Genomic DNA, 21,414 nt, shown 5'->3' with positions numbered 1-21,414 from the left:
CCCAATAAGAACGAACCGGAAAATTATAATTATTATACCACTGGATTTTTGTTATGCAAAGAAAAATTTCATATACAGACATAAGTCGATAAATTTTACTGTTCCTATCTACAGCTGCCGGGGATAGGATGTGCTTCCTCTGAGAATCAGTCGAGGTTCATATTCAATGTGATAAATCATTCCCTGTTCTCTTTTATCCTGTTTCTGACGTTGTTCTTCTATTTTTCTCAGTAGGATTTCACAGGCATTTTCTCCTTTTTTAGAAGTAAAATGTTCCACTGTTGTCAGGTCAATCCCTCTGAGTCCTGAAAACAACAGATTATCGCATCCTAATACCGAAATATCTTCCGGTATGCGGTAATGCTTGTCCAGCAGTGCATCCCGGATACCAAGGGCAACCATATCATTGGTCCCTGCTGCCGCTGTAATATCGGGGACTTCCATAACAAGAGCAGAGGCCAGCTCATAACCAGTCTTATACTCCATATCCATTTCCTGAAACATAACATCCATTTCTTCTGGAAGACTTTTTACATAAACGCTGTCCCCATACCCCGCTTCTTCAAAAGCCTGACAAAATCCGCGAACCCGGGCCCTCCTGGCTGACTGTCTCTGAGTAAGAGGAGTGGAAAGAAAAGCCACCTTTCTATGACCAAGCTCCAGCAGATGTTCTGCCAGAATCCTTCCCATTCTCTCACTATTCAGTTCTACCATGTCCATCCCCTTTACTGCATCTTTTTCGCCAATAAGTATTACAGGTATTTTTTTTGAAATCACCTGGATCAACTCTGGAAAACTAGGCGTAAAGGTAAAGATAATCCCTGAAGGATTCAGCTTCTCAATTTTTCTCAGATATTTTTCCTCAGTCTGATAATCTCTTCCTGTATTGCACAGAAAAACATCATATCGGTTTTTCTTGGCTGTCTTCTCGATTCCCTGAAGGAGGGAAAAATAATAGGGATTTGTCAGATTAGGACACATTACGAAAACAGTTCCCCTCATCTGGATCCTGTGTTTATTCTGTTTTTTCTCATTTGAATATCCCAGTTCTCTGGCAGCCTCTTCTACTTTCAAAATGGTCTCTCTGGAAAAAGATACATTGTATTTTTTATTCAGGATCATGGATACTGTAGGCTGCGAAACTCCAGCTCTTCTGGCTACATCTGTAGATGTTACTTTTTTTCGGTTCATGGGGTATACCTCAATACATTTTTAAAATATTGTAGCATTGAACTTCTCTTCCCACAAGCCCTTCTCCTGTCAGTCACTGTTCTTATTGTGACAGTTCCTCTCATAACTGAACTCTTATATCTTACTTATACTCTGAAGAATAATAGGGAACGCACAGATATGACCCTGCATAGATCGTGTCTTCGTCCAGATGATTGATCCGGCGTACTTCCTGAATATAGTCATTTAAATCTTCGTACTCTCTGGAGGCGTACTCCTGGGCTATATCCCAGAGACTGCTTCCAGGCTCTATCTGAACGCTTGTATAATATTTATAGCGGCAGGATTCCTGGGTTCCTGCCTCAGCGGTGCTGACCATAGTAAAGCTTACAGCGAAAGCCGTAAAAACTGCAAAGCATAACAAAGCTGCCAAAGATAATCTTTTCTGTTTTCTTCTTCTTTTCATTTATATACCTCCTGAAGCTTACACGAACACTCATTCGCAAACATACGTTCTTTTTTCTTGAGACCATCATAATACAAGAACAAATGTTTGTCAACAGTTTTTTCGAACAAACTTTCGGAATATCTGTTTGCATTTATCAGGATTTTATGTTATGATTATTTAAATTAATCGGAGGTATATCTGTTATGTCCTATGGAAAGATCAGTAAGAAACAATCTGAAATTTTAGAATATATAAAAAATGAAATCCTGAACCGTGGTTTTCCTCCCTCTGTCCGGGAAATATGTGAAGCTGTAAATTTAAAATCCACATCTTCCGTACACTCCCATCTGGAAACTCTGGAGAAAAACGGTTATATCCGCAGGGACCCTACAAAGCCCCGGGCTATAGAGATCGTAGATGATAATTTCAATCTGGTGAGACGTGAAACCGTCAATGTTCCTATTATCGGCAAAGTGGCTGCCGGCCAGCCTCTTCTGGCAGTGGAAAATGTAGAGGGATATTTCCCTATTCCTTCAGAATATATGCCTAATAACAAAACCTTTATGCTGGTAGTCCAGGGGGACAGCATGGTCAATGCCGGCATTTTCAACGGCGACTATGTTGTTGTAGAACAACAGCCTACTGCGGAAAATGGTCAGAAAGTAGTTGCTCTGGTAGATGATTCTGCCACTGTAAAGACTTTTTATAAAGAAGACGGATACATCCGCCTTCAGCCGGAAAACGATGCTATGGAGCCGATTATCGTAGAGCCAGACCAGACTTTCCAGATCCTGGGAAGAGTCATTGGCGTTTTCCGTTTTATGCACTGAAGTCTCCTCTATCACAAAAGACCGCAGAGAGCTCTGAAAAGTCATGAAACTTTCAAAAGCTTTCTGCGGTCTTTGTTCTCACATTTCTGTTATCTATTCTTTATCAAAGCTTTCCCGCTCTACCAGAATGCCGTCTCTCCAGATACGCTCCAGGTCATAGAACAGACGGTTTTCCTCATCAAAGATATGGATGACCACATCTCTGTAATCTAACAGGATCCAGTTTGCGGTCTGGTAACCTTCCATCTGTTTTGGCTCTACTCCGGCTCTTCCCAAAGTTTCACTGACGCTGTCCGCCATAGCCTGTACCTGATTCCGGTTGCTTCCGCTGGCGATAATGAAATAATCCGCCAGTGTGGAAACTTTTTCAATATCAATGATCTTAATGTCCTGTGCTTTTTTATCTTCCATAGCCTCACAGGCAAGACGCACCATTTCTCTACTTTCCATTTTTTTCCTTTCTCTGTTTTCTTTCCAGGTGAAGAGTTTCATAATAGTCAAAAGCCTTCTGTGTCATAGGGTCCAGGACTTTACTCCCTTTTCCCAGATAAGAGAGGCTGTCTTTCAGAATGTAATACATGCCTTCATCCAGATCTTCAAAAGCCACTCTCCGTATCCAGGGCAGTCTGGGAGCCTTATTCCTTCCAGGTTCAATATAATCTGCAATATATACAATTTTCTCAAGGTCGCTCATGGCTTCTTTTCCTGTAGTATGCCAGCGGATTGCGGACAGGATTTCCTCATCTTCAACCTGATATTTTTTCTCTGCAATATAAGCCCCCAGCTTTGCATGGAGAAGAAAAGGATTAGCCTGTTCTACAGATGAAATCCGTATATTCTGTTTTCTGCAGATCTTCAGCTTCTTTTTGTTGGGAATGCATTTGGCACAGTCATGGAGAAGTCCTGCCATCTGGGCCTGCTCCATATCATACTCATGGGCCATGGCCAGTGCCGCTGCAGTATACATCACTCCAAGAGTATGCCGATATCTGTCTTTGTCCAGATATTTTTTCAATTTTTTCTCGTATTCTGCAAAATTATACTTCATCTTCATCACAACCCTTGTAAATATTATTCTTCTGTATATAATCGATTACCTGATCCGGTACATAATAAGCCAGACTTCTTCCCTTTTCAATCCAGGAACGTATCATCTCGGAAGAAATATCAATATTTAAGGATTCCAGCTTCTGAATATTTCCCTGATATTTATCCTCTAGCTCCCCTATGACTCTGTCAAGCTTTTCATCACTGGTATGGTTTCTGGTTCCCACCAGAATCGTGCAGGCTCTCAAAATCCTTTCCGGCTCTCTCCACTCATCAAAGGTATAAAGAGAGTCCGCTCCGAGAATAAAATAATACTCTGTATCTGGATTCTGATCTTTCAGCCGCTCCAGTGTCCGATAGGTATAAGTATATCCTTCCCTGTGCATTTCCTCCAGAGACAGAGAAAAATGAGGATTGGAGGCAATGGCCAAGCGGACCATGTCCACCCTCTGACGGTCTGTAGCCCGGTTCTCTCTGACCTTCTTATGTGGAGGATTCCCAGCCGGCATGAATAAAATCCTGTCCAGATGAAACTGGTGATACGCAGTCTCCCCCAGGATCAGATGTCCGATATGGATAGGATCAAAGGTTCCTCCCATGATTCCTATGCGCTTCTTCTTTTCACTCATGACTGCTCCTCTTTCTTCATCTCTCCGGCAGACAGCCGAAATTCCTGTATTGAAACTCCCTGCAAAAATCAGGGAAGAAGTATTTTTTTCTTATCTTCTTTTCCTTCTCTGTAAAGAACAATTTTCTTCCCGATAACCTGAACTACCTGAGAATGGGTTCTTTCTGCCAGCATGTCTGCCAGACTTCTTGGGTCATCCAAGCAGTTCTGGAGCACGCTGATCTTAATCAGTTCTCTTGCAGTCAGCGCCTCCTCCACGGCCTTGGTCAGTTCCGGGGTAAGGCTGGATTTCCCAATCTGAATAATGGGGTCCATTTTCATTGCAAGACTCTTTAAATAAGCTCTCTGTTTGCTTGTCATAGTCTACTCCTATTTATAATAATCGAAATCGAATCCGTACATCCGTACCGTATCCCCCTCCTGGATACCTGCTTTTTCCAGGTCCTCCAAAATTCCGGAATCCTTCAAAAATTTCTGGAAAAACAGGAAGCCCTTTTCGGAATCCAGGTTAGTATAACCCAGCATTTTCTCAATCTTGGGACCTTCTACAATAAAGATATGCTCGTCTTCTTCCGACTGCTCCACAGTATAAGGAAGGTTCTCACGGATCATCATATCCTCCGGGAAAAATTCCTGTTCAAAGACAACTGGCTCTTTGTCTATAGAGTCCAGAAGCTGTTTTACATAATAGAGCAGTTCTTTCAGCCCTTTTCCGCTTACTGCAGAAATTCCAAAAACCCGGATACCCTGAGGCTCAAACTCCTGACGCAGCTTCTCTACCGGGTCTTCATCTCCCGAATAGATTGCGTCAATCTTATTGGCTGCTATGACCTGTGGTTTCTTCATCATCTCCGGATCGTAGGCTTCCAGTTCTTTATTTATCTTGTATATGTCTTCCACCGGATCACGGCCTTCCGTAGACGCCGCATCCACCAGATGGATCAGCACTCTTGTTCTCTCAATGTGCCGCAGGAACTGGTGGCCCAGGCCTACTCCCTGGGAAGCGCCTTCAATAAGTCCCGGAATATCTGCAATGACAAATCCCTGGCATCCCTCAAAATCCACTACACCCAAGTGAGGATTTATGGTAGTGAAGTGATAATTGGCAATCTGCGGTCTTGCATTGCTGACCCGGGAAAGAAGGGTAGATTTTCCCACATTAGGGAATCCCAGCAGTCCCACGTCTGCGATCACTTTCAGCTCTAACTGTACCTCCAGCTCCTGGGCAGCCTGTCCCGGCTGAGCGTATTTTGGCACCTGCATGGTAGACGTTGCATAATGCTGGTTTCCATTTCCACCTCTGCCGCCTTTTAAGACTACCTGCCGGGTATTCTCTCCTGACATATCAGCAATCACCTTACCGCTGGCAGCATCCTTGATCACAGTTCCCTCCGGAACCTTCAGGACAATATCTTTTCCATCCGCCCCGTGGCATTTTCTTTTGCCTCCCGGCTCTCCGTCTCCTGCGGCATATTTTCTTTTATGACGGTAATCGCTCAGGGCGTTTAATCCTTTATCCACTTCAAAAATAACATCGCCGCCTTTTCCGCCGTCTCCGCCGTCAGGACCGCCGCTGGGGACAAAAAGCTCCCTCCTGAAGCTTACATGTCCGTCGCCGCCCTTACCTGAGCGGATATAGATTTTCGCTCTGTCTGCAAACATAATATCCTCCGTCTGATCTTTCATATGAAAAAAAGTGGCTCCAAACCATAATGATTTGAAGCCGCCCTGTTATCGTAATTACTCTGCAGTAGTTACTGGAACTACAGAAACCTGTTTTTTGTCTCTTCCTTTTCTCTCGAAACGTACTACACCGTCCACTAATGCAAACAAAGTGTCGTCTCCGCCTCTGCCTACATTTACGCCTGGATGGATTTTTGTTCCACGCTGTCTGTAAAGGATGTTTCCAGCTTTTACAAACTGTCCGTCAGCTCTCTTGGCGCCCAGTCTTTTGGACTCGGAATCACGTCCGTTCTTTGTAGAACCAACTCCCTTTTTATGAGCAAATAACTGAAGGTTCATCTTTAACATGTCTTACACCTCCTCGAATATGACATCCAAATAATCCATATATTCTTCTTCTATCCCCTGTAAACCGAGGATAAGGGAATCCAGCAGAAGTTTTGATCTTCCGGAGTATCCAGGCTTCATCTTGAGATACAGACCTCCTTCTTTTTCGTCCACATCAACGGAAAATCTGTCTTCTGTAAACTGTTCGATGGAATTAACTGTATTCTGAGTCAGGACCGATACGGCTGCACATACAATATCACTGCCGTTATCTGCATAACCTGCATGTCCCTGTATGGAGACTCCCGTAATCTCTCCTTCTGAATTCTGATAAATCGTTACTTTAATCATAGGGATTAAGCATTGATCTTTTCGATTTTTACTTTAGTAAACTGCTGTCTGTGACCGTTTTTCTTGTGGTATCCGGTTTTTCTCTTATACTTGTAAACGATAACTTTCTTTGCCTTACCGTTTTCAACTACAGATGCAGTTACTGTTGCGTTGGCAACATCTTCACCAACTTTTAAACCGTCATTGCTTACAGCAAGTACCTGGTCAAAGGTAACCGTTTCACCAGCTTCTGCTCCAAGCTTCTCTACTCTGATAACATCGCCTTCGGCTACTTTGTACTGTTTACCACCTGTTGCAATAATTGCGTACATATGGCACCTCCTATTATCATTACTCGCCAAATATGGTGGTCCGCTATGGACACTTCGACCTCTTTGTGCGGCATACGCTAGTATATTACCATCATTCCTTCGTTCCGTCAATACATAAATTTCATTTTTTTATCGGCTGAAATTACTTAAAATCATTTGGATAAGATATCCGTTCTGGTAGAAGAAAATATTGTCGCCTCCGTTTATTACCATATCAAAAATTCCCCAGAAAAACAAAGCCGAACCTATAAGTATAGGGATTACTGTCAGAACGACCAGCAGCACCAATATTTTATTAGAGGTAAAATACCGCTGTTCCTTTCCCGGCACACCCCGGCGGAGCAGATAGGACGCTGTGTAAAAGCAGAATGGCGCCACACAGCCCATGGCAATATAAATTCCCAGGAAATACAGGGGCAGGCCATTTTCCATTAGAGACTGAGTTACTGCCTGGGTTTCTGCGCTTCCCTCTGCAAGCCCTGTCAGACCTGACAACAGGGTAGGGAAAAAGTTATTCACAAAGTGAAACAGAGCCGGATAAATCATGTTTTCCGTCTCCACCATCAGATAGGTAAGGGCGGCTCCCAAAAGAGCCGTAGGCAGAAACCGCCACAGGTTTCCATGAAAAAGTCCAAAGAGCAGCCCCATAAGCCCCACCAGGACCCACTTTCTGGATATCCTGGACTGGAAGCTTTTCAGGATAAACCCTCTGTGAAGGGCTTCCTCACAGACTGCGGGCATGACACAGCTTATAAATACAGAAACTGCCAGAGGCACTGTAGCCATAAAGTTATTTAAGCTGCTGCTGACGGAAAATATCTCATTTGGAAAAAAGTAGGCCACGATCATTGAAAGAGGGATTACCCCACTGTAAGAGCCGATCCAGCAGAACAGCACTGCAAAAATCTTCTGCCATTCTGGCCTTTTTACCGGGAAAACTTCTTTTACAGGTACTTTCAGAAGCTTTGCCCCTCCCAGGGACAGAGCCAAAAGATAAAGTTCTGTCAGGGCCAGTCCATACATTCCCCATTTTCTCTGTGCCCAGGCAATAATGGTAAAAAAGGAAATCATTACCACTGCAAAAAGCAGGATTCCATGAACCGGCTTCAGTTTATTCTCTTTTGGATTTTCTTCTTTATCCTGGCAATTCAACTGCTTTTCCATCTAATACCGCCTCTTTTAATTCATTATCTACATACCACTCTTTCAGGGAAAAGAAAGGGCGCCCCTCTTTCAGAAGGCGGAAGAAAATTTTATCCCCCTCCCAGATATCCAGATCTTTAATCTTTTCCTTAGGCACCCATTCCAGCACCCCTTCATCACAGGAAGTAAGCTCTCCTTCATATTCTGATGCCGTATAAAGGCACATATATTCGGTCAATGTTTTTCCCGTCTGGGAATCTGTAAGTTTAAAAGTAATAAGGCCGCGGAAATCAAAGGATTTCAGCGTCAGTCCTGTCTCTTCTTTCACTTCCCGGAGAAGACATTCCTCAGGACTTTCTCCTTCTTCAAAATGACCGCCTACACCGATCCACTTATCTTTATTTATGTCATTTTCCTTCACAACACGGTGCAGCATCAGATAGCTGTCATCCTTTTCAATATAGCAAAGGGTGGTCATTACAGACTTTTTTCCCATTTTTCCACATCCCTTCTACTCTTCATCTCTTCTCCAAGAGATTTCTGTACTTTCTTCCTGGTCACTTCCACAATGTTCAAAGGAGTCATATCAACCACAGAAGCCTTAACAGGATCCTCTTTCAGACAGCCCTGAAGGAACTTTAGCAACTCCTTTTTGTCTTCTTCTGCTTCCATGTTGATAAAATCTATGAGAATGATGCCGGAAAGATTCCGGAGACGAAGCTGAAAAGCAATCTCTCTGGCTGCTTCCAGATTAATCTTCCGAAAGGTTTCTCTGGTATCCTTCTTTTCTGAAAATTTCCCGGAGTTTACGTCAATACTCACAAAAGCCTCTGTCTGCTCAATGACCAAAAATCCGCCGGATTTCAGCCAAACCTTCCGGTCCAAAGCTTCCTCCAGGGCTTTTTCCAGGCGGTACAGCTTAGGCAGAGGCAGAAGCTTATCTTTATAAAGCCGCACCGGAACCTTTTTCTCTTTCTCTGCAGAAACTTCCTCAGAAATCCGGGAATAAAGCTCCCCATCATCTGTAAGGATTTCTTCCAGATCCCGGACATAGACTCCCTGAAGGATACGGAGAGGTTCCGGCAGACCTGTCTCCAGAAGGCTGTAACAGACTCGTGACATAGCCCGGTCCCTCAGCTCTTCATACCTTTTTTTCAGTCTGGTCAGCTCTTCCAAAAGCTCCTGGGAGGAAGCATCTCTGGCATTGGTCCGTACAATGATCCCCTCCTGTCCGGTTAAGTGTTCCTCCAGGACAGGGCGGATACGGGCCTTTTCTTCTTTTGTCAGTTTTGCAGAAAATCCCAGCTCTTTCCTCTGACTGGTAAGGACCAGATATTTTCCTGTAAAGTTCAGGTTTCCTGTAACAGAGGGCAGCTTTGATTTAATTCCCTCCCTGGACACCTGGACTACCACTTCATCTCCTATTTTCATGACCGAATCCTTTTTCGGATTAGTAAAAATCGGAGGCTCCTTTTCATCCATGGAATAATAGCACATCTCTCCGGGAGCGATCTCAATAAAAGCACAATGAATATTTTTCTTGATATTCTTTACTTTGCCTATATAAATATTGCCCAGGAGTTTCTTTTCTCCCTCCCGGACAATATTAAACTGGCAGATACGGCCTTTTTCTTCTTTGGCACTTATCAGAAGATTTTCTCCCTGGAAGTCCATATGGGTTATAATCAGTTTACTCAATTTCTTCACCTAAATCTTCCAGAGACACCAGTCTTCTCTCACCCTCTTCTCCCAGGTCGCCATAGACTTCCACTCTGTGGATCAGAAGGGACAGAGGCTGGAATTCCTGGCCGCAGAAGGCAAAAAAGGCTTCCATGACCAGCTCCGGCTTGGTATTTTTCACACTTCCTGCAGCCAGTTTCAGGAAGATACTTTCTCCCCGTATCTCCATTTCATAAATATATGGTTTAATGTCCACTTCTTTTTCATTTTTCTTGGTTTTTTTCAGGATAAGGATTTCCAGCTGTTCCATAAAAGTCCGGATTTTTTCCTGCCAGTTTTCTCCAGGCTCCATTCCTTCCCGGAAAGAAACCAGGTAGTCTGCAGCAGCCACTAAAGACATGGCTTTTCCTTTTTTCCCTTCAGGGACCTCCCGGACACTTAAAACCTCCATGCCTTCTACCATAACCTGGTTAAGACGTTCCACAGCTTTTTTAGAAGATACCGGGGTCTTCAGCTCCAGGTCAAAATATTCTCCTTCACTGGTGATCCCTACTCCCAGAGGTGCTGCAAAGGACATGATCATATGGGGACTGAAACCTTCAGAATAGGCCGCATCCAGTCTGGCTCTCTTCACTGCTTTCTGAAAATACCGCATAATGTCCAGATGTCCGATAAACTTCATAGCTCCCTGTTTTGCAAATTTAATTCTTACCTTCAACACAGACACCTCCTTTATATGCTCCTGCGCCGCAGCCGGAACACTGCTGCCTGCAGTTAGGGGTGATTTCCCCTTTCATAGCCTTTTGCCATTCTCGTTTCAGGAAATTTTTGGTTACGCCGATAGAAATAAAATCCCAGGGGAAAATCTCTTCCAAAGATCTTTCTCTCAGAGTATAGAACTCTGGGTCGATCCCCAGTTCTTCAAAGGCTTCCATCCAAAGGTCATAGCGGAAATATTCAGACCAGGAGTCAAAGACAGCGCCTTTCTTGTAAGCTGCCTCCAGCACATCTGCCACTTTCCGGTCTCCTCTGGCCAGGATTCCTTCCAGGACTGTCACGTCCGCCTCATGGTAATTGTACTTAATACTCTTCTGATTTAACTGCGCCCGGATTTCTTCCTTTACGATCTTGGCCTTATCCAGATAATCCTCTTTCCGGAACATGCCGGCCCACTGGAAAGGAGTAAAGGGCTTGGGTACAAAGAAAGAAGTACTCACCACGATCTGACATCTGCCATGTCTCTGGTCTTTGGGGATTTCATAGTACTTCTTGGCAATCTCCTCTGCCAGATGAGCGATTCCTTTCATATCTTCTTCTGTCTCTGTGGGAAGCCCCAGCATAAAGTACAGCTTCACCCTGGTCCAGCCTCCCTGGAAAGCCTTTGAGGCTCCGTCCAGAATCACCTCTTCCGTAAGGCCTTTGTTGATCACATCCCGGAGTCTTTGGGATCCTGCCTCCGGCGCGAAGGTAAGGCTGCTCTTTTTGATATCCTGAACCTTGCTCATTACGTCCAGAGAAAAAGCATCTATACGCAAAGAAGGAAGGGAAATGTTCACCTTCCGGGCAGAACATTCTTCGATCAGATAATCAATCAGCTCTGGAAGCTGTGAATAATCACTGGAGCTTAATGAGCTTAAAGAAATCTCCTCATGGCCGGTGCTCTCCATAAGAGCTCTGGCTGTATCCTTTAAAAATTCCAGGTCTCGCTCTCTGGTAGGCCGGTACAGCATTCCTGCCTGACAGAACCTGCAGCCCCTGATACAGCCTCTTTGTATCTCCAGGACAACTCTGTCCTGAGTAGCTTTGATAAAGGGCACTACCGGTTTTCTGGGATAATAGGTGTGGGTCACATCCATGACCACCTGTTTCTCAATTTTCTCTTTGGCGTGAGGATTATTTGGCGTAAAGGCTTTAATGGTCCCGTCCTCATGATACTCCACATCATAAAAGGCCGGTACATAGATGCCAGGTATCTCCGCCGCCATTTCCAGAAATTCTTTTCTGCTCTTTCCTGCCTTCTTCCAATCTTTATAGGCATCTAAGAGATCGTTGAACACCGTTTCTCCTTCTCCGATATAAAACATATCAAAAAAGGGCGCCAGGGGCTCCGGATTATAGGCGCAGGGGCCTCCGCCCATAACAAAGGGATGCTCCTCGGTCCTGTCTGCCGCCCGAAGAGGAATCTGGCTTAAGTCCAGTACCTGGAGTATATTGGTATAGCACATTTCATACTGGATCGTAATACCCAGAAAATCAAAATCCTTTATAGGGTCCTGGGACTCCAGGGCAAAAAGAGGAAGCTTCTCTTCCCTCATGATCTTATCCAGATCCGGCCAGGGTGAATAAACTCTCTCACACCAGGTATCCTCTCTCTGGCTAAACATATCGTAGAGGATCTGGATCCCCAGATGAGACATACCGATCTCATAGACGTCCGGAAAACACATAGCGAAACGGATGTCCACCTGATCCTTGTCTTTCATCACCGAGTTTACCTCGTTGCCGATATAGCGGGCCGGCTTCTCGATATTTAGTAATATTTCATCATTTAAAGCTAGTTTTCTCATAAAAACCTCTCTTATTTTGTGAGTAATGTACAAAAAAGTTTTACTGTTTTTGAATGACTTCAGAGGCGAAAATCCAGAAAAATCACTGGATTTTCAAGCCTCTTTTTTGCCATAAACAGTCTCTTTTTTACTACGAAATCACTACTTTACAACAAATTTCATTTTTTCCTACTCTGGGACATTATGCATAACTATTCATTATGATAAAAAAGAGTTTGGCATTATACATCATGGATTAAACCATTTTGATGATATAATCCGTGATATTATATACCTTGTTCGGAAGAACTTCAAGCAAATATTTCTCGTCAATCCTTGCATCCAGTCTTTTTAGTGCTGCCCTACATCTTTCTCTTATTTTTTTCATATAACTTGAAATATCCAGGGGATCCCCCTGGATACATTCTTTCAATGCTTTTTCACTGAAGCCCCATTACCTCATAGATGACTGCCTTGCCTCAATATACATGTCAATATCATCAACAATATACTGTCTGCCAGTAGTATGAAGTGCTTCGTAATAGTCCCGAATATAATCGATCACACGATACCGATTAAACAAATCAATGACATTTTTTCCATTCATTCCTTTTTCATTTTTATATTCTTCTATACAATATACAATAAAATTCATTTTTTCATCCATACTCAGACCTCCTCTGGATAAGTAATATGCCCGCTCTCTTTTTCTTCCAACCACATTTCATATAAAGTAGGAATACTTAAATGCCAAAGCTTCGTTTCCTCTCGTTCTAACTGGCGATAAAGTTCAGAAGCATATAGCCGTGTCAAGGCTTCTTTTTCTGTAAGTGACTGTTTTTCCATTATCATCCGGAGCAGACGCGGCACAATAAGCTCCAGCATTCCTTTTATCCCCTTTTCACTCATTGCAATCCCTCCCTATCGGTAACTGCCCAGTATATTTTAACTCTTTTAAGGAGTTCTCTGTTGTAAAAGTCATCTGATTATACAGCTTCTTAACTTTCAGTCTGGCAATCGTCTCATCCTTTGTTAAAATACCTTCCTCATAAGCAATAAACGTCCGATAAATCGTATCGTTAGCTACTGGTCCGAAAATAATATCAAACTTTACCCCTTCATAACTTCCATTACAATTTGCAAATACGAAATCCAACCATTCTTCATTTGCTTCTGAAAAAAACAGGAGTTTATATTTGTTTTTCAGTTCTTCTAACTCTGCTGTTTCATACATGCTGACACAAGGAATACCTGTTTCCCTTCGAGCCGTTACTTTTTCTGCGAAATTTACTGCTTGATCTTTATTGAACGTTGTATAAAAACCATATCCAAAATCCAATGTTCGATTTTGGCGGACTAATCTTGGATGGTCTACTATCATATTGCTTCCATGATATACAATCATATACAAACCTCCATCATTTTCTGTGCTGTAGCATATTCTTCAGACAAAGCTTTCAGCATGGACTGGATATGCCTGCGTCGTTCAATCTGCTGCTGTAGTTTTTCAACTTTATCGCCTGCTCTCCCAACATACTTCGAAATTGTCTTTTTCCCGCTGCGATACTGTAAATAGTAATATTGATTTCCTTTAATCATTTTTGCGATCAGTGCGCCTTTCGGCAAATTAGCAAGTTCTGCCTCATATTTCTCTATCATATACTCAATCCGCCGTTGCTCTTGCACAACTGCATTTTCCAATAAGCTCATATTATCACCTAATTATAGTATAAAACACCTCTGACTTTTGAATTCCTAACCGTAGTATTCACTCTAGGCTACCGCTTATTTTGCGATTCTTGGATTCCTGACCGTAGCATTAACTTTTAGATACCCCTCAAATTCCAATTCTTAGGTTCTCGGCAGTAGTTATCCCGGGATACAAAAGGAAACCTGCCTATTTCAAAGCAGATTTTCTTAAGTTTATGATGTTATACATAGCAGATAGTTTATTTGTTTCCAAAGTTCCGTTTTTCGGAACAACGAAAAACGGAACTTTGGAAACAGACCCTTGGCTTAAAAAAACAGCGGCTATAACAGATCCTCATCTGCTGCCGCTGTTTGTAATGGCTTTATGGAACCACCACAATATTCTCATATTTCTGAAAACTTTCATCCGGAAGACGGTCTGTAAGTATGATCCCGTCCTCAAACTCTCCGAAGGTTACCGGACTTGTATGATAAAATTTACTGCTGTCACAGAGAATGTAAGCCTGCTGGGTGTGTAAAAGAGCGCATTTCTTTACCATAGCCTCATTAATATCCGGAGTGGAAAATCCTGCCGAAGGGCTGACTCCGTTAGTGCCCCAGAAACCTTTTGTAAAATTAAATTTTTTCAGATTTACATAGGCTTCATTTCCCACAATAGCCTCTGTAGCTGCTTTCACCTCTCCGCCGATGAGGATCACCCGGAAACCATTCTCTGCCAGATGAAGAGCATGGGAAACGGCATTCGTAACAAAAGCCGCAGAATGCTCTGTGAGATAAGGGATCATGGCTCCCGTTGTAGTTCCTGCATCCAGATAGACAAAATCCTCAGGCCCCACAAGAGAAGCTGCATATCTGCCGATCCTGTTTTTCTCTTCACGATAAAGTTCCTGTCTCTGAGATACCTGTTCCTCTCTGAGCATGACCCGTCCTTCCGGTCTCACCGCCCCTCCAAAGACTTTTGTAAGTGCGCCTCTTTTATCCAGTGCATTCAGATCCCGCCGTATAGTGGACTCTGAGGCATGGAAATACTCCTTCAGCTCCTGAAGAGTAACGCTCCCTTTCTGGTTCAGGAGCCGAAGGATTTCTTCCTGTCGTTGTTCCGTCAGCATATGATTTCCCCCTTAGAAAATTCTGTTGTTCGTCCTGCTGTCTTTTATTCTACACAACTTTCTTTTTCGGGGCAACCATTTTCCTCATTTCCGTGTTTTAACAGGATCCTTCCTGTTATGCTTCCACCTTTTTCTTTAATACACCCAGAAGCAGTGCGCCGATCACTGTACCCACTACTAAGGATACCAGATACATTAGTGGATGTTCCACTACCGGGAATACGAAAATCCCGCCATGAGGAGCCATAAGGGTACAGCCGAAGGCCATGGACAATGCTCCGGAAACTGCGGATCCGATAATGCAGGAAGGCAGTACGTGAAGGGGATCGGAAGCTGCAAAAGGGATTGCCCCTTCTGTAATAAAGGCCAGGCCCATGATAAAGTTTACAGGACCGGATTCTCTCTCCTGTTTTGTGAATTTGTTTTTAAACAGCAGAGTTGCCAGGGCAATGGCGCAGGGCGGAACCATACCGCCGATCATAACTGCCGCCATAATATCGTAGTTGCCTGCGGCAATGGACGCAGTTCCGAATACATAAGCCGCCTTATTAAAGGGACCGCCCATATCAATAGACATCATACCGGCTACAATAATCCCCAGAAGGATCTTACTGCTTCCACTCATGTTTGTCAGCGCTGTATTTAAAGCTGTGTTCAAAGCGCCGATAGGAGGCTCAATGATAAAGTTCATGATCAGTCCCATAAAAAGGATACCGAATAAAGGGTATAACAGCACCGGGGCGATCTTTTCTATAGACGCCGGAAGCCTGTCAAAAACTTTTCTCAGAAGAACGATAAGATAACCTGCGATAAAACCTGCCGCCAGAGCTCCTAAGAATCCTGATTTTCCATTGGCTGCGATCATACCCCCTGCAAATCCTACGGCCAGACCTGGACGATCTCCGATACTCATGGCAATAAAGCCAGCCAGTACAGGGAGCATGAAGCCAAAAGCCACATTACCGATCTGCCGGAACTGAGCGGCTACCGGGGTAATGGTACCAAAATTTGCCCTGGCTTCCTGGGAAAGGGAATTCACATCCACGCTAAGGCCATCGATCAGGAATGCCAGAGCGATCAGGATACCGCCTCCAACTACAAAAGGCAGCATATGAGAAACACCGTTCATCAGCTGAGTATATACCTTATGTCCTGCACCCCCTGCAGTTTTGGTCTTTTTCTCTGTTTTGGGACTATCTGAATGATAAACCGGGGCATCCTGCTTCATGGCTCTGTCGATCAGCTGATCCCCCTTACTGATGCCGTCGGATACAGGACATTCGATCAGGTGCTTTCCGTCAAATCTCTCCATGGGCACATTTGCATCTGCGGCAATGATCACACAGTCAGCCTCTTGGATTTCTTTTTCCGTCAATACATTTTTTGCTCCTCCTGAGCCCCTGGTCTCTACTTTGATCCGGCAGTTTTTCTTTTTGGCTGCCTTTTCCAGTCCTTCCGCAGCCATATAAGTATGAGCGATTCCTGTAGGGCAGGAAGTCACGGCAACGATCCGGCAGACTTTTTCAGAAGGATCCTCTAAGGTCTGGGAAGCCAGCTGTTCGTCCAGATCCGGCTTTTCCTCATCTGCCTTATCCACAATGTCCAGAAATTCTTCTACAGTGGAGGCATTCTGAAGGTTCTTTACAAAGTCTTCGTCCATCAGCAGTGTGGAAAGCTTGCTCAGCACATCCAGATGTACATTATCCTTGGTGTTTGGAGCAGCAATAAGGAAAATCAGGTGAACCGGCTCTTCGTCCAGGGAATCAAAGTCTACGCCATCCTTTACTACCATTGCAGCAAGGCCAGGACGTATAACAGAATCTCCTTTTCCATGAGGGATAGCAATCCCCTCTCCTACTCCTGTGGTACTTTCTTCTTCTCTTGCATACACCTGCTGGCGGTAAGCTTCTTTGTCCCGTATTTTTCCGCTTTTCGCCATCAGTTCTACCATCTGATCCAGGGCTTCTTTTTTGGATGCCGGAGCGCCGGTCAGAGAAATGCTCCTGGGATCCAGCAATTCTGTGATTCTCATATCTTTTTCTCCCTTCTATCTGTCAGGCAGACTGGCTGACCTGCCTGTAAACTTCTTCTATTTCTTTTTTTGTGGCCAGGTTTTCAGAAAAAGCACTTGCACTTCCTGCAGAGATCCCCATGCGGAAAGCATATTCATAATCCTTTTTCGTAAGCCATCCTGCCAGAAAACCAGCCACCATTGAATCTCCTGCCCCCACGGCGTTGACCAGTTTTCCCTTTGGCGCAGGGAGCATATGGACCTGTCCCATTTCATCCAGGAGCACCGCTCCCTGGCCTGCCATGGAAACCAGCACGTTCCTGGCTCCCTTTTCCTGCAGCTTTCTGGCATATGGGACCACATCCTCTCTGGTCTCCAGCTTCACCTGGAAAATCTCCCCAAGTTCATGGTTATTAGGCTTGATCAGGAAAGGGCTGTACTCCAGAACATGGAGCAAGAGCTCTCCGGTAGCGTCTACCACTGTCAGAATCCCTTTCCCATCCAGCCTTCTCAGAATATCGCTGTAAATGGAATCCGGCATGGTTCTGGGAATACTTCCTGCCAGTACCAGAACATCTCCTTCTTTCAGTCCATCCAGCTTTTCCAGAAGCTTTTCTGTTTCTGCCGGGCTGATATCCGGTCCCTGACCGTTGATCTCTGTCCCGTCAAAATCCTTCATTTTCACGTTGATCCTGGAATAGCCATTTTGCAGATTGATAAAATCACTGGCCAGTCCCATTTCTTCTACTCTTCTTTTAATCTCCTCTCCGGTAAATCCTGCTGAAAAACCAAGAGCTATATTGGGAATCCCCAGGTTCTTCAACACCGTAGACACATTGATCCCCTTGCCTCCTGGCAGCATCTGCTCTTTTGCAGTCCGGTTGGTCTTTCCAAGCTGAAAGCCTTCCATGGAAACGATATAATCCAGAGAAGGATTGAATGTAACTGTATAAACCATTTCTTTTCCTCCTTTATGCTTATATTATACATCATATTCATTCATTTTCAATCATATTAATTCACAATATTTCAAATCTGTTTTTAGCAATCTTTCACAAACAATCATTTAATCCCATATATCCATTCACAATCATTCATTTTATTTCATCTGGTTTTCAACCTTTACTGCCGATTCTTAGACAGTATACTATAATGTCAGCCGTTCAAAGAAAAAAATGGAGCTGTAGTTTTTCTTTGACATAAGAAGAACTTCAGCTCCATATCTTCATAAATTTTTGTTTTTATCCATCTCTCCCAGGCCATTTTCAATAGCCGCCACAGCCGCTGCCAATGCCTCCCTTTCCTCAGGGCCTTCACTGGTAATCACTATTTCCTGTCCCTGGATCACCCCTGCTGCCACAATATTCAGGATACTCTTCAGATTTACAACTCCTTTAAAATTGTTCTTTTCATATGCAAACTGCAGCTTTGCGTCATATTTCAGAACGCTGTTTGACAATACCGTTGCCGTTCTCAAATGAAGACCGGACGGATTTATGATTTTTACTTTTTTACTGACCATAATCTTATTCTCTCCCTTTTTAAATTCCCAAAGCAGCCTTGGCAAGACGGTCTACCGCCTCGTTTAGTTCCACGCCGCTGTGCCCTTTTACTTTATGAAATACTACCTTCACATTTTTCAAGCCATCATAAAAACTTTTGTATCGGATGGTTCCGGGCCGGTTCCTTTTCCAGTCTCCCACAGCCCAGGATTCGATTCCCTGATAGTCATAGTAGAGATGAAGAACCTTTATCTTCCTCTCTTCACAAAACTTCATAGCGGCCATGGCTCCTTCCAGTTCCCCCGCTACATTCCTCATGGAAATGTCCTCTCCCCCCTGGAAAGCCTGACTCATTTCTGTCCGTTCTCCCCGGTATAAAATGATACAGCCGTATGAATACGCATTTTTTTCCTGATCAAAACTGCCGTCCACATAGGCTGTACAACTATCCTCCTCCTGGTCTGAACCTCCCGGCGAAGGCCCCTGGCTTCCCTCCAGATACTCTCTGGCTTCTTCCAATGTGGGAAAGCTTTTATACTGGGCGCCGGAATATCTGCTCACACTGGCTTTACATTCCTCCCATGTAGTAAAAATTCCCGTATTTCTGCCTTTCTTTACTGCATAAAACTTCTTTGCCATTTAGTTCCCTTTCCCAGCATACCCTGCCTATTTTTGCTGCGGTATGGTGCACTGGTCTGTTGAATTTATAAAACTGTAAAAATGTATAGTCTCCATATCTTGAGGTATCTGGATTCCATGACTCCCCATAAACATCAGCTTTTTATGACACCCGTGATCCGGTGCAAAAGCCAGAACCGTAGGATGATCTTTCCAATATTCTTTTATCCTGTCATAAATATTCAGAAATGTCTCTATATTTTGATCCAGAGCTTCCAGGGCCCGGCTCCCTTCCGGTCCGAACCGGTGCATCATATAGTCATAATTGCCGTTATACAGGACCATAAAATCATATTTGTCACGTTCTATCAGATCCAGCGCTTTCTCATTACATTCCTCTACGGTAGGATAAATAAAATAATCAATATCTCTCCCCAGAAATATCCGAGAAATACTGTCTCCTTCTGTAGAGATGATAGCTGCTTTTTTTCCTGCTCTCACAAGATAGTCAAATACCGTGTCTACCAGAAGGACCGGCTTTCTATATTTTGTAATCCCATGTTCTTTTGGCGGAAGTCCCGTATACATACTTCCAAAGCATACCGGCGTAACCGGAGGATATGCTGTATGGATTTTCATACGAAGCTGCACCCGATTCTCCAATCCTGCAAACTTTTTCTGGTATTTTCTGTAAATCCACATTCCGATTGCGTCAGGGTTATAAAAAAATGCCCGCCTCCTGCCCTCTCCGGTCAATATCTGTTCCGCCATATCCAGAACTTTATCATGAGGTTTCGCCATCTTGGGGCCGGGAGTCACATTCAGAAGCCGTAGAACAGTAGCTGCTGTCTGACCGATTCCATGTTCATGATCCATTTCTCTGTTTCCCCCCCTCCGCATTACAAAAGCATGTTAAAAAAAACACATTCATCATTTGTATTCTAACACATACCCGAACATTTATCATTCTTTTTTTAGGAAAAATATAAAAAAGAAAATTTCTTAGCAAAAAAGACATTCCGTATCCTCTTCGATACGAAATGTCTTTTTTATTTTTACTTGTTTAGGTTTCAAACATTAACCTGGTTCACAACTAACAAATTATAAAATTAAATTCTTGCTACGCCTGTCTTGCGAGCTGCTTCGGCTACTGCCTCCGCTACGGCTTTAGCCACACGTTTGTCAAATGCATTTGGAATGATGTAGTCTGGAGACAGCTTGTCTTCTTCTACCAATCCAGCAATAGCATATGCTGCTGCTACCTTCATCTCATCATTGATATCTTTCGCACGCACATCCAGAGCACCTCTGAAGATACCTGGGAATGCCAGTACGTTGTTGATCTGGTTCGGGAAATCGCTTCTTCCTGTTCCTACAACAGCAGCGCCTGCTTTTTTAGCCAGGTCTGGCATGATTTCCGGAACTGGGTTTGCCATTGGGAAAAGGATTGGTTTTTCTGCCATATTCTGTACCATTTCCTCAGTAACTGTACCAGGCGCGGAAACGCCAATAAATACATCGGCGCCTTTCAGTACTTCTGCCAGAGTTCCCTTCTCCATATTCTGATTGCAGATTTCTGCCATTTCTTCTTTTTCTTTATTCAGGTTTTCACGGCCTTTATAAATTGCTCCGTGACGGTCACACATAACCACGTTCTTCAGACCCAGGCTTACTAACAGTTTGATGATGGCAATACCTGCAGCTCCTGCTCCTGAAGTAACTACTTTAATATCATCCAGGTTCTTTCCTACCAGTTTTAAGGCATTGATCAGAGCAGCGGCTGTAACAACTGCTGTTCCATGCTGGTCATCATGGAAAATCGGAATATCACAGCACTCTTTTAATTTTCTCTCAATTTCAAAGCATCTGGGAGCGGAAATATCTTCCAGGTTTACACCGCCAAAGCTTCCTGCCAGAAGACTTACAGTCTTTACGATGTCGTCTACATCTTTAGAACGTACGCACAGAGGAAAAGCATCCACATCTGCAAAAGTTTTAAATAATGCGCATTTCCCTTCCATAACAGGCATTCCTGCTTCTGGTCCGATATCCCCAAGACCTAATACAGCTGTTCCGTCTGTAACAACCGCTACCATGTTTCCCCGGCGTGTATATTTATATGACAGGTCTACATCTTTTGAAATCTCCACACAAGGCTCTGCAACTCCTGGTGTGTAAGCAACAGAAAGATCTTCCGGTGTTTCAATCTTCGCTCTGCTGATTACTTCAATTTTTCCAGCCCATTCTTCATGCTGCTTTAATGCAAATTCTCTCTTGTCCATTTTTTTCTCTCCTTTATA

The 21,414-nt window shown here is 43.8% G+C and carries 27 protein-coding genes; 1 reads left to right on the top strand and 26 read right to left on the bottom strand.

Annotation, left to right across the window (positions count from 1 at the left end; translation table 11 throughout):
* Window positions 1-108: 108 nt before the first annotated feature.
* Window positions 109-1,191, bottom strand: a complete 1,083-nt coding sequence (locus tag B5G00_RS10035) for a LacI family DNA-binding transcriptional regulator (protein ID WP_087272270.1) — start codon at window positions 1,189-1,191, stop codon at window positions 109-111.
* Window positions 1,192-1,312: 121 nt separating this feature from the next.
* The gene (locus B5G00_RS10030; RefSeq protein ID WP_087272267.1) at window positions 1,313-1,636 is read right to left on the bottom strand and encodes a LysM peptidoglycan-binding domain-containing protein; all 324 of its coding nucleotides are present in this window, start codon (window positions 1,634-1,636) and stop codon (window positions 1,313-1,315) included.
* Between the two features lie 185 nt (window positions 1,637-1,821).
* Here B5G00_RS10030 and lexA point away from each other — a divergent pair, with 185 nt between their 5' ends.
* A complete protein-coding gene (gene lexA, locus B5G00_RS10025) occupies window positions 1,822-2,448 on the top strand; it encodes a transcriptional repressor LexA (protein WP_087272263.1) in 627 nt (208 codons plus the stop codon).
* 93 nt (window positions 2,449-2,541) lie between these two features.
* On the opposite strand, the gene rsfS is transcribed toward lexA, so the two are convergent.
* The 24 genes from rsfS to B5G00_RS09905 all read right to left on the bottom strand — a co-directional run bounded on the left by rsfS (window position 2,542) and on the right by B5G00_RS09905 (window position 21,396).
* Entirely contained in the window at window positions 2,542-2,898 is a 357-nt protein-coding gene (rsfS, locus tag B5G00_RS10020; RefSeq protein WP_087272372.1) for a ribosome silencing factor, read from the bottom strand.
* Window positions 2,888-3,496 (bottom strand): bis(5'-nucleosyl)-tetraphosphatase (symmetrical) YqeK, encoded by a 609-nt coding sequence (gene yqeK, locus B5G00_RS10015; protein WP_087272369.1) that lies wholly within the window; start codon window positions 3,494-3,496, stop codon window positions 2,888-2,890. The genes rsfS and yqeK overlap by 11 nt, the downstream gene beginning before the upstream one ends.
* A complete protein-coding gene (gene nadD / locus B5G00_RS10010; RefSeq protein ID WP_087272260.1) occupies window positions 3,486-4,124 on the bottom strand; it encodes a nicotinate-nucleotide adenylyltransferase in 639 nt (212 codons plus the stop codon). The genes yqeK and nadD overlap by 11 nt, the downstream gene beginning before the upstream one ends.
* 68 nt (window positions 4,125-4,192) lie before the next feature.
* Window positions 4,193-4,483: a ribosome assembly RNA-binding protein YhbY gene (gene yhbY, locus B5G00_RS10005; protein WP_087272256.1), complete on the bottom strand. Its 291-nt coding sequence runs from the start codon at window positions 4,481-4,483 to the stop codon at window positions 4,193-4,195.
* A gap of 9 nt (window positions 4,484-4,492) precedes the next feature.
* Entirely contained in the window at window positions 4,493-5,785 is a 1,293-nt protein-coding gene (gene obgE, locus B5G00_RS10000) for a GTPase ObgE (protein ID WP_087272364.1), read from the bottom strand.
* Window positions 5,786-5,863: 78 nt separating this feature from the next.
* Window positions 5,864-6,154 (bottom strand): 50S ribosomal protein L27, encoded by a 291-nt coding sequence (gene rpmA / locus B5G00_RS09995; RefSeq protein ID WP_087272253.1) that lies wholly within the window; start codon window positions 6,152-6,154, stop codon window positions 5,864-5,866.
* A gap of 3 nt (window positions 6,155-6,157) precedes the next feature.
* Window positions 6,158-6,484 (bottom strand): ribosomal-processing cysteine protease Prp, encoded by a 327-nt coding sequence (locus B5G00_RS09990; RefSeq protein WP_087272251.1) that lies wholly within the window; start codon window positions 6,482-6,484, stop codon window positions 6,158-6,160.
* A gap of 5 nt (window positions 6,485-6,489) precedes the next feature.
* Complete coding sequence (rplU, locus tag B5G00_RS09985) at window positions 6,490-6,795, bottom strand: 50S ribosomal protein L21 (protein ID WP_087272249.1); 306 nt, start codon at window positions 6,793-6,795, stop codon at window positions 6,490-6,492.
* Between the two features lie 129 nt (window positions 6,796-6,924).
* Complete coding sequence (locus B5G00_RS09980) at window positions 6,925-7,959, bottom strand: CPBP family intramembrane glutamic endopeptidase (protein WP_087272246.1); 1,035 nt, start codon at window positions 7,957-7,959, stop codon at window positions 6,925-6,927.
* On the bottom strand, window positions 7,931-8,434 hold the full coding sequence (locus tag B5G00_RS09975; RefSeq protein ID WP_087272243.1) for an NUDIX hydrolase: 504 nt from the start codon (window positions 8,432-8,434) through the stop codon (window positions 7,931-7,933). The genes B5G00_RS09980 and B5G00_RS09975 overlap by 29 nt, the downstream gene beginning before the upstream one ends.
* The gene (locus B5G00_RS09970) at window positions 8,416-9,645 is read right to left on the bottom strand and encodes a ribonuclease E/G (protein WP_087272240.1); all 1,230 of its coding nucleotides are present in this window, start codon (window positions 9,643-9,645) and stop codon (window positions 8,416-8,418) included. The genes B5G00_RS09975 and B5G00_RS09970 overlap by 19 nt, the downstream gene beginning before the upstream one ends.
* Window positions 9,629-10,336, bottom strand: a complete 708-nt coding sequence (locus tag B5G00_RS09965; RefSeq protein WP_087272237.1) for a TIGR03936 family radical SAM-associated protein — start codon at window positions 10,334-10,336, stop codon at window positions 9,629-9,631. The genes B5G00_RS09970 and B5G00_RS09965 overlap by 17 nt, the downstream gene beginning before the upstream one ends.
* Entirely contained in the window at window positions 10,320-12,185 is a 1,866-nt protein-coding gene (locus B5G00_RS09960) for a TIGR03960 family B12-binding radical SAM protein (RefSeq protein WP_087272234.1), read from the bottom strand. Before B5G00_RS09960 ends, B5G00_RS09965 begins: the two co-directional genes overlap by 17 nt.
* Window positions 12,186-12,618: 433 nt before the next feature.
* Window positions 12,619-12,831 (bottom strand): DUF3791 domain-containing protein, encoded by a 213-nt coding sequence (locus B5G00_RS09955; RefSeq protein WP_087272232.1) that lies wholly within the window; start codon window positions 12,829-12,831, stop codon window positions 12,619-12,621.
* Window positions 12,832-12,833: 2 nt separating this feature from the next.
* Window positions 12,834-13,073: a hypothetical protein gene (locus tag B5G00_RS09950; protein WP_087272230.1), complete on the bottom strand. Its 240-nt coding sequence runs from the start codon at window positions 13,071-13,073 to the stop codon at window positions 12,834-12,836.
* Window positions 13,066-13,569, bottom strand: a complete 504-nt coding sequence (locus B5G00_RS09945) for a DUF3990 domain-containing protein (RefSeq protein WP_087272227.1) — start codon at window positions 13,567-13,569, stop codon at window positions 13,066-13,068. Before B5G00_RS09945 ends, B5G00_RS09950 begins: the two co-directional genes overlap by 8 nt.
* On the bottom strand, window positions 13,566-13,874 hold the full coding sequence (locus B5G00_RS09940; RefSeq protein WP_087272224.1) for a hypothetical protein: 309 nt from the start codon (window positions 13,872-13,874) through the stop codon (window positions 13,566-13,568). The genes B5G00_RS09945 and B5G00_RS09940 overlap by 4 nt, the downstream gene beginning before the upstream one ends.
* Before the next feature lie 362 nt (window positions 13,875-14,236).
* On the bottom strand, window positions 14,237-14,983 hold the full coding sequence (locus B5G00_RS09935) for a DeoR/GlpR family DNA-binding transcription regulator (protein ID WP_087272221.1): 747 nt from the start codon (window positions 14,981-14,983) through the stop codon (window positions 14,237-14,239).
* Between the two features lie 115 nt (window positions 14,984-15,098).
* Entirely contained in the window at window positions 15,099-17,015 is a 1,917-nt protein-coding gene (locus B5G00_RS09930) for a PTS fructose transporter subunit IIABC (RefSeq protein ID WP_087272217.1), read from the bottom strand.
* 22 nt (window positions 17,016-17,037) lie between these two features.
* The gene (gene pfkB / locus B5G00_RS09925; RefSeq protein WP_087272214.1) at window positions 17,038-17,952 is read right to left on the bottom strand and encodes a 1-phosphofructokinase; all 915 of its coding nucleotides are present in this window, start codon (window positions 17,950-17,952) and stop codon (window positions 17,038-17,040) included.
* A gap of 267 nt (window positions 17,953-18,219) precedes the next feature.
* The gene (locus B5G00_RS09920; protein WP_087272363.1) at window positions 18,220-18,516 is read right to left on the bottom strand and encodes an HPr family phosphocarrier protein; all 297 of its coding nucleotides are present in this window, start codon (window positions 18,514-18,516) and stop codon (window positions 18,220-18,222) included.
* A 19-nt stretch (window positions 18,517-18,535) separates the two neighbouring features.
* Window positions 18,536-19,135: a ribonuclease H1 domain-containing protein gene (locus tag B5G00_RS09915; protein WP_087272211.1), complete on the bottom strand. Its 600-nt coding sequence runs from the start codon at window positions 19,133-19,135 to the stop codon at window positions 18,536-18,538.
* A gap of 27 nt (window positions 19,136-19,162) precedes the next feature.
* Window positions 19,163-19,990 (bottom strand): alkaline phosphatase family protein, encoded by an 828-nt coding sequence (locus B5G00_RS09910; protein ID WP_087272209.1) that lies wholly within the window; start codon window positions 19,988-19,990, stop codon window positions 19,163-19,165.
* 233 nt (window positions 19,991-20,223) lie between these two features.
* Window positions 20,224-21,396, bottom strand: a complete 1,173-nt coding sequence (locus B5G00_RS09905) for an NAD(P)-dependent malic enzyme (RefSeq protein ID WP_087272206.1) — start codon at window positions 21,394-21,396, stop codon at window positions 20,224-20,226.
* Window positions 21,397-21,414 lie beyond the last annotated feature (18 nt).

The organism is Blautia sp. An46, assembly GCF_002161645.1.
In the GTDB taxonomy this organism is placed as follows: Bacteria; Bacillota; Clostridia; order Lachnospirales; family Lachnospiraceae; genus Blautia; species Blautia ornithocaccae.
Note: the sequence above shows the minus strand (reverse complement) of the source record. Positions and strands in the feature narration are given on the sequence as shown.

Coding starts and splice junctions, on each gene's coding strand:
- B5G00_RS10035 (WP_087272270.1), bottom strand. CDS start 1,191: ATGAACCGAAAAAAAGTAACATCTACAGATGTAGCCAGAAGAGCTGGA.
- B5G00_RS10030 (WP_087272267.1), bottom strand. CDS start 1,636: ATGAAAAGAAGAAGAAAACAGAAAAGATTATCTTTGGCAGCTTTGTTA.
- lexA (WP_087272263.1), top strand. CDS start 1,822: ATGTCCTATGGAAAGATCAGTAAGAAACAATCTGAAATTTTAGAATAT.
- rsfS (WP_087272372.1), bottom strand. CDS start 2,898: ATGGAAAGTAGAGAAATGGTGCGTCTTGCCTGTGAGGCTATGGAAGAT.
- yqeK (WP_087272369.1), bottom strand. CDS start 3,496: ATGAAGTATAATTTTGCAGAATACGAGAAAAAATTGAAAAAATATCTG.
- nadD (WP_087272260.1), bottom strand. CDS start 4,124: ATGAGTGAAAAGAAGAAGCGCATAGGAATCATGGGAGGAACCTTTGAT.
- yhbY (WP_087272256.1), bottom strand. CDS start 4,483: ATGACAAGCAAACAGAGAGCTTATTTAAAGAGTCTTGCAATGAAAATG.
- obgE (WP_087272364.1), bottom strand. CDS start 5,785: ATGTTTGCAGACAGAGCGAAAATCTATATCCGCTCAGGTAAGGGCGGC.
- rpmA (WP_087272253.1), bottom strand. CDS start 6,154: ATGTTAAAGATGAACCTTCAGTTATTTGCTCATAAAAAGGGAGTTGGT.
- B5G00_RS09990 (WP_087272251.1), bottom strand. CDS start 6,484: ATGATTAAAGTAACGATTTATCAGAATTCAGAAGGAGAGATTACGGGA.
- rplU (WP_087272249.1), bottom strand. CDS start 6,795: ATGTACGCAATTATTGCAACAGGTGGTAAACAGTACAAAGTAGCCGAA.
- B5G00_RS09980 (WP_087272246.1), bottom strand. CDS start 7,959: ATGGAAAAGCAGTTGAATTGCCAGGATAAAGAAGAAAATCCAAAAGAG.
- B5G00_RS09975 (WP_087272243.1), bottom strand. CDS start 8,434: ATGGGAAAAAAGTCTGTAATGACCACCCTTTGCTATATTGAAAAGGAT.
- B5G00_RS09960 (WP_087272234.1), bottom strand. CDS start 12,185: ATGAGAAAACTAGCTTTAAATGATGAAATATTACTAAATATCGAGAAG.
- B5G00_RS09955 (WP_087272232.1), bottom strand. CDS start 12,831: ATGGATGAAAAAATGAATTTTATTGTATATTGTATAGAAGAATATAAA.
- B5G00_RS09950 (WP_087272230.1), bottom strand. CDS start 13,073: ATGAGTGAAAAGGGGATAAAAGGAATGCTGGAGCTTATTGTGCCGCGT.
- B5G00_RS09945 (WP_087272227.1), bottom strand. CDS start 13,569: ATGATTGTATATCATGGAAGCAATATGATAGTAGACCATCCAAGATTA.
- B5G00_RS09940 (WP_087272224.1), bottom strand. CDS start 13,874: ATGAGCTTATTGGAAAATGCAGTTGTGCAAGAGCAACGGCGGATTGAG.
- B5G00_RS09935 (WP_087272221.1), bottom strand. CDS start 14,983: ATGCTGACGGAACAACGACAGGAAGAAATCCTTCGGCTCCTGAACCAG.
- B5G00_RS09930 (WP_087272217.1), bottom strand. CDS start 17,015: ATGAGAATCACAGAATTGCTGGATCCCAGGAGCATTTCTCTGACCGGC.
- pfkB (WP_087272214.1), bottom strand. CDS start 17,952: ATGGTTTATACAGTTACATTCAATCCTTCTCTGGATTATATCGTTTCC.
- B5G00_RS09920 (WP_087272363.1), bottom strand. CDS start 18,516: ATGGTCAGTAAAAAAGTAAAAATCATAAATCCGTCCGGTCTTCATTTG.
- B5G00_RS09915 (WP_087272211.1), bottom strand. CDS start 19,135: ATGGCAAAGAAGTTTTATGCAGTAAAGAAAGGCAGAAATACGGGAATT.
- B5G00_RS09910 (WP_087272209.1), bottom strand. CDS start 19,990: ATGGATCATGAACATGGAATCGGTCAGACAGCAGCTACTGTTCTACGG.
- B5G00_RS09905 (WP_087272206.1), bottom strand. CDS start 21,396: ATGGACAAGAGAGAATTTGCATTAAAGCAGCATGAAGAATGGGCTGGA.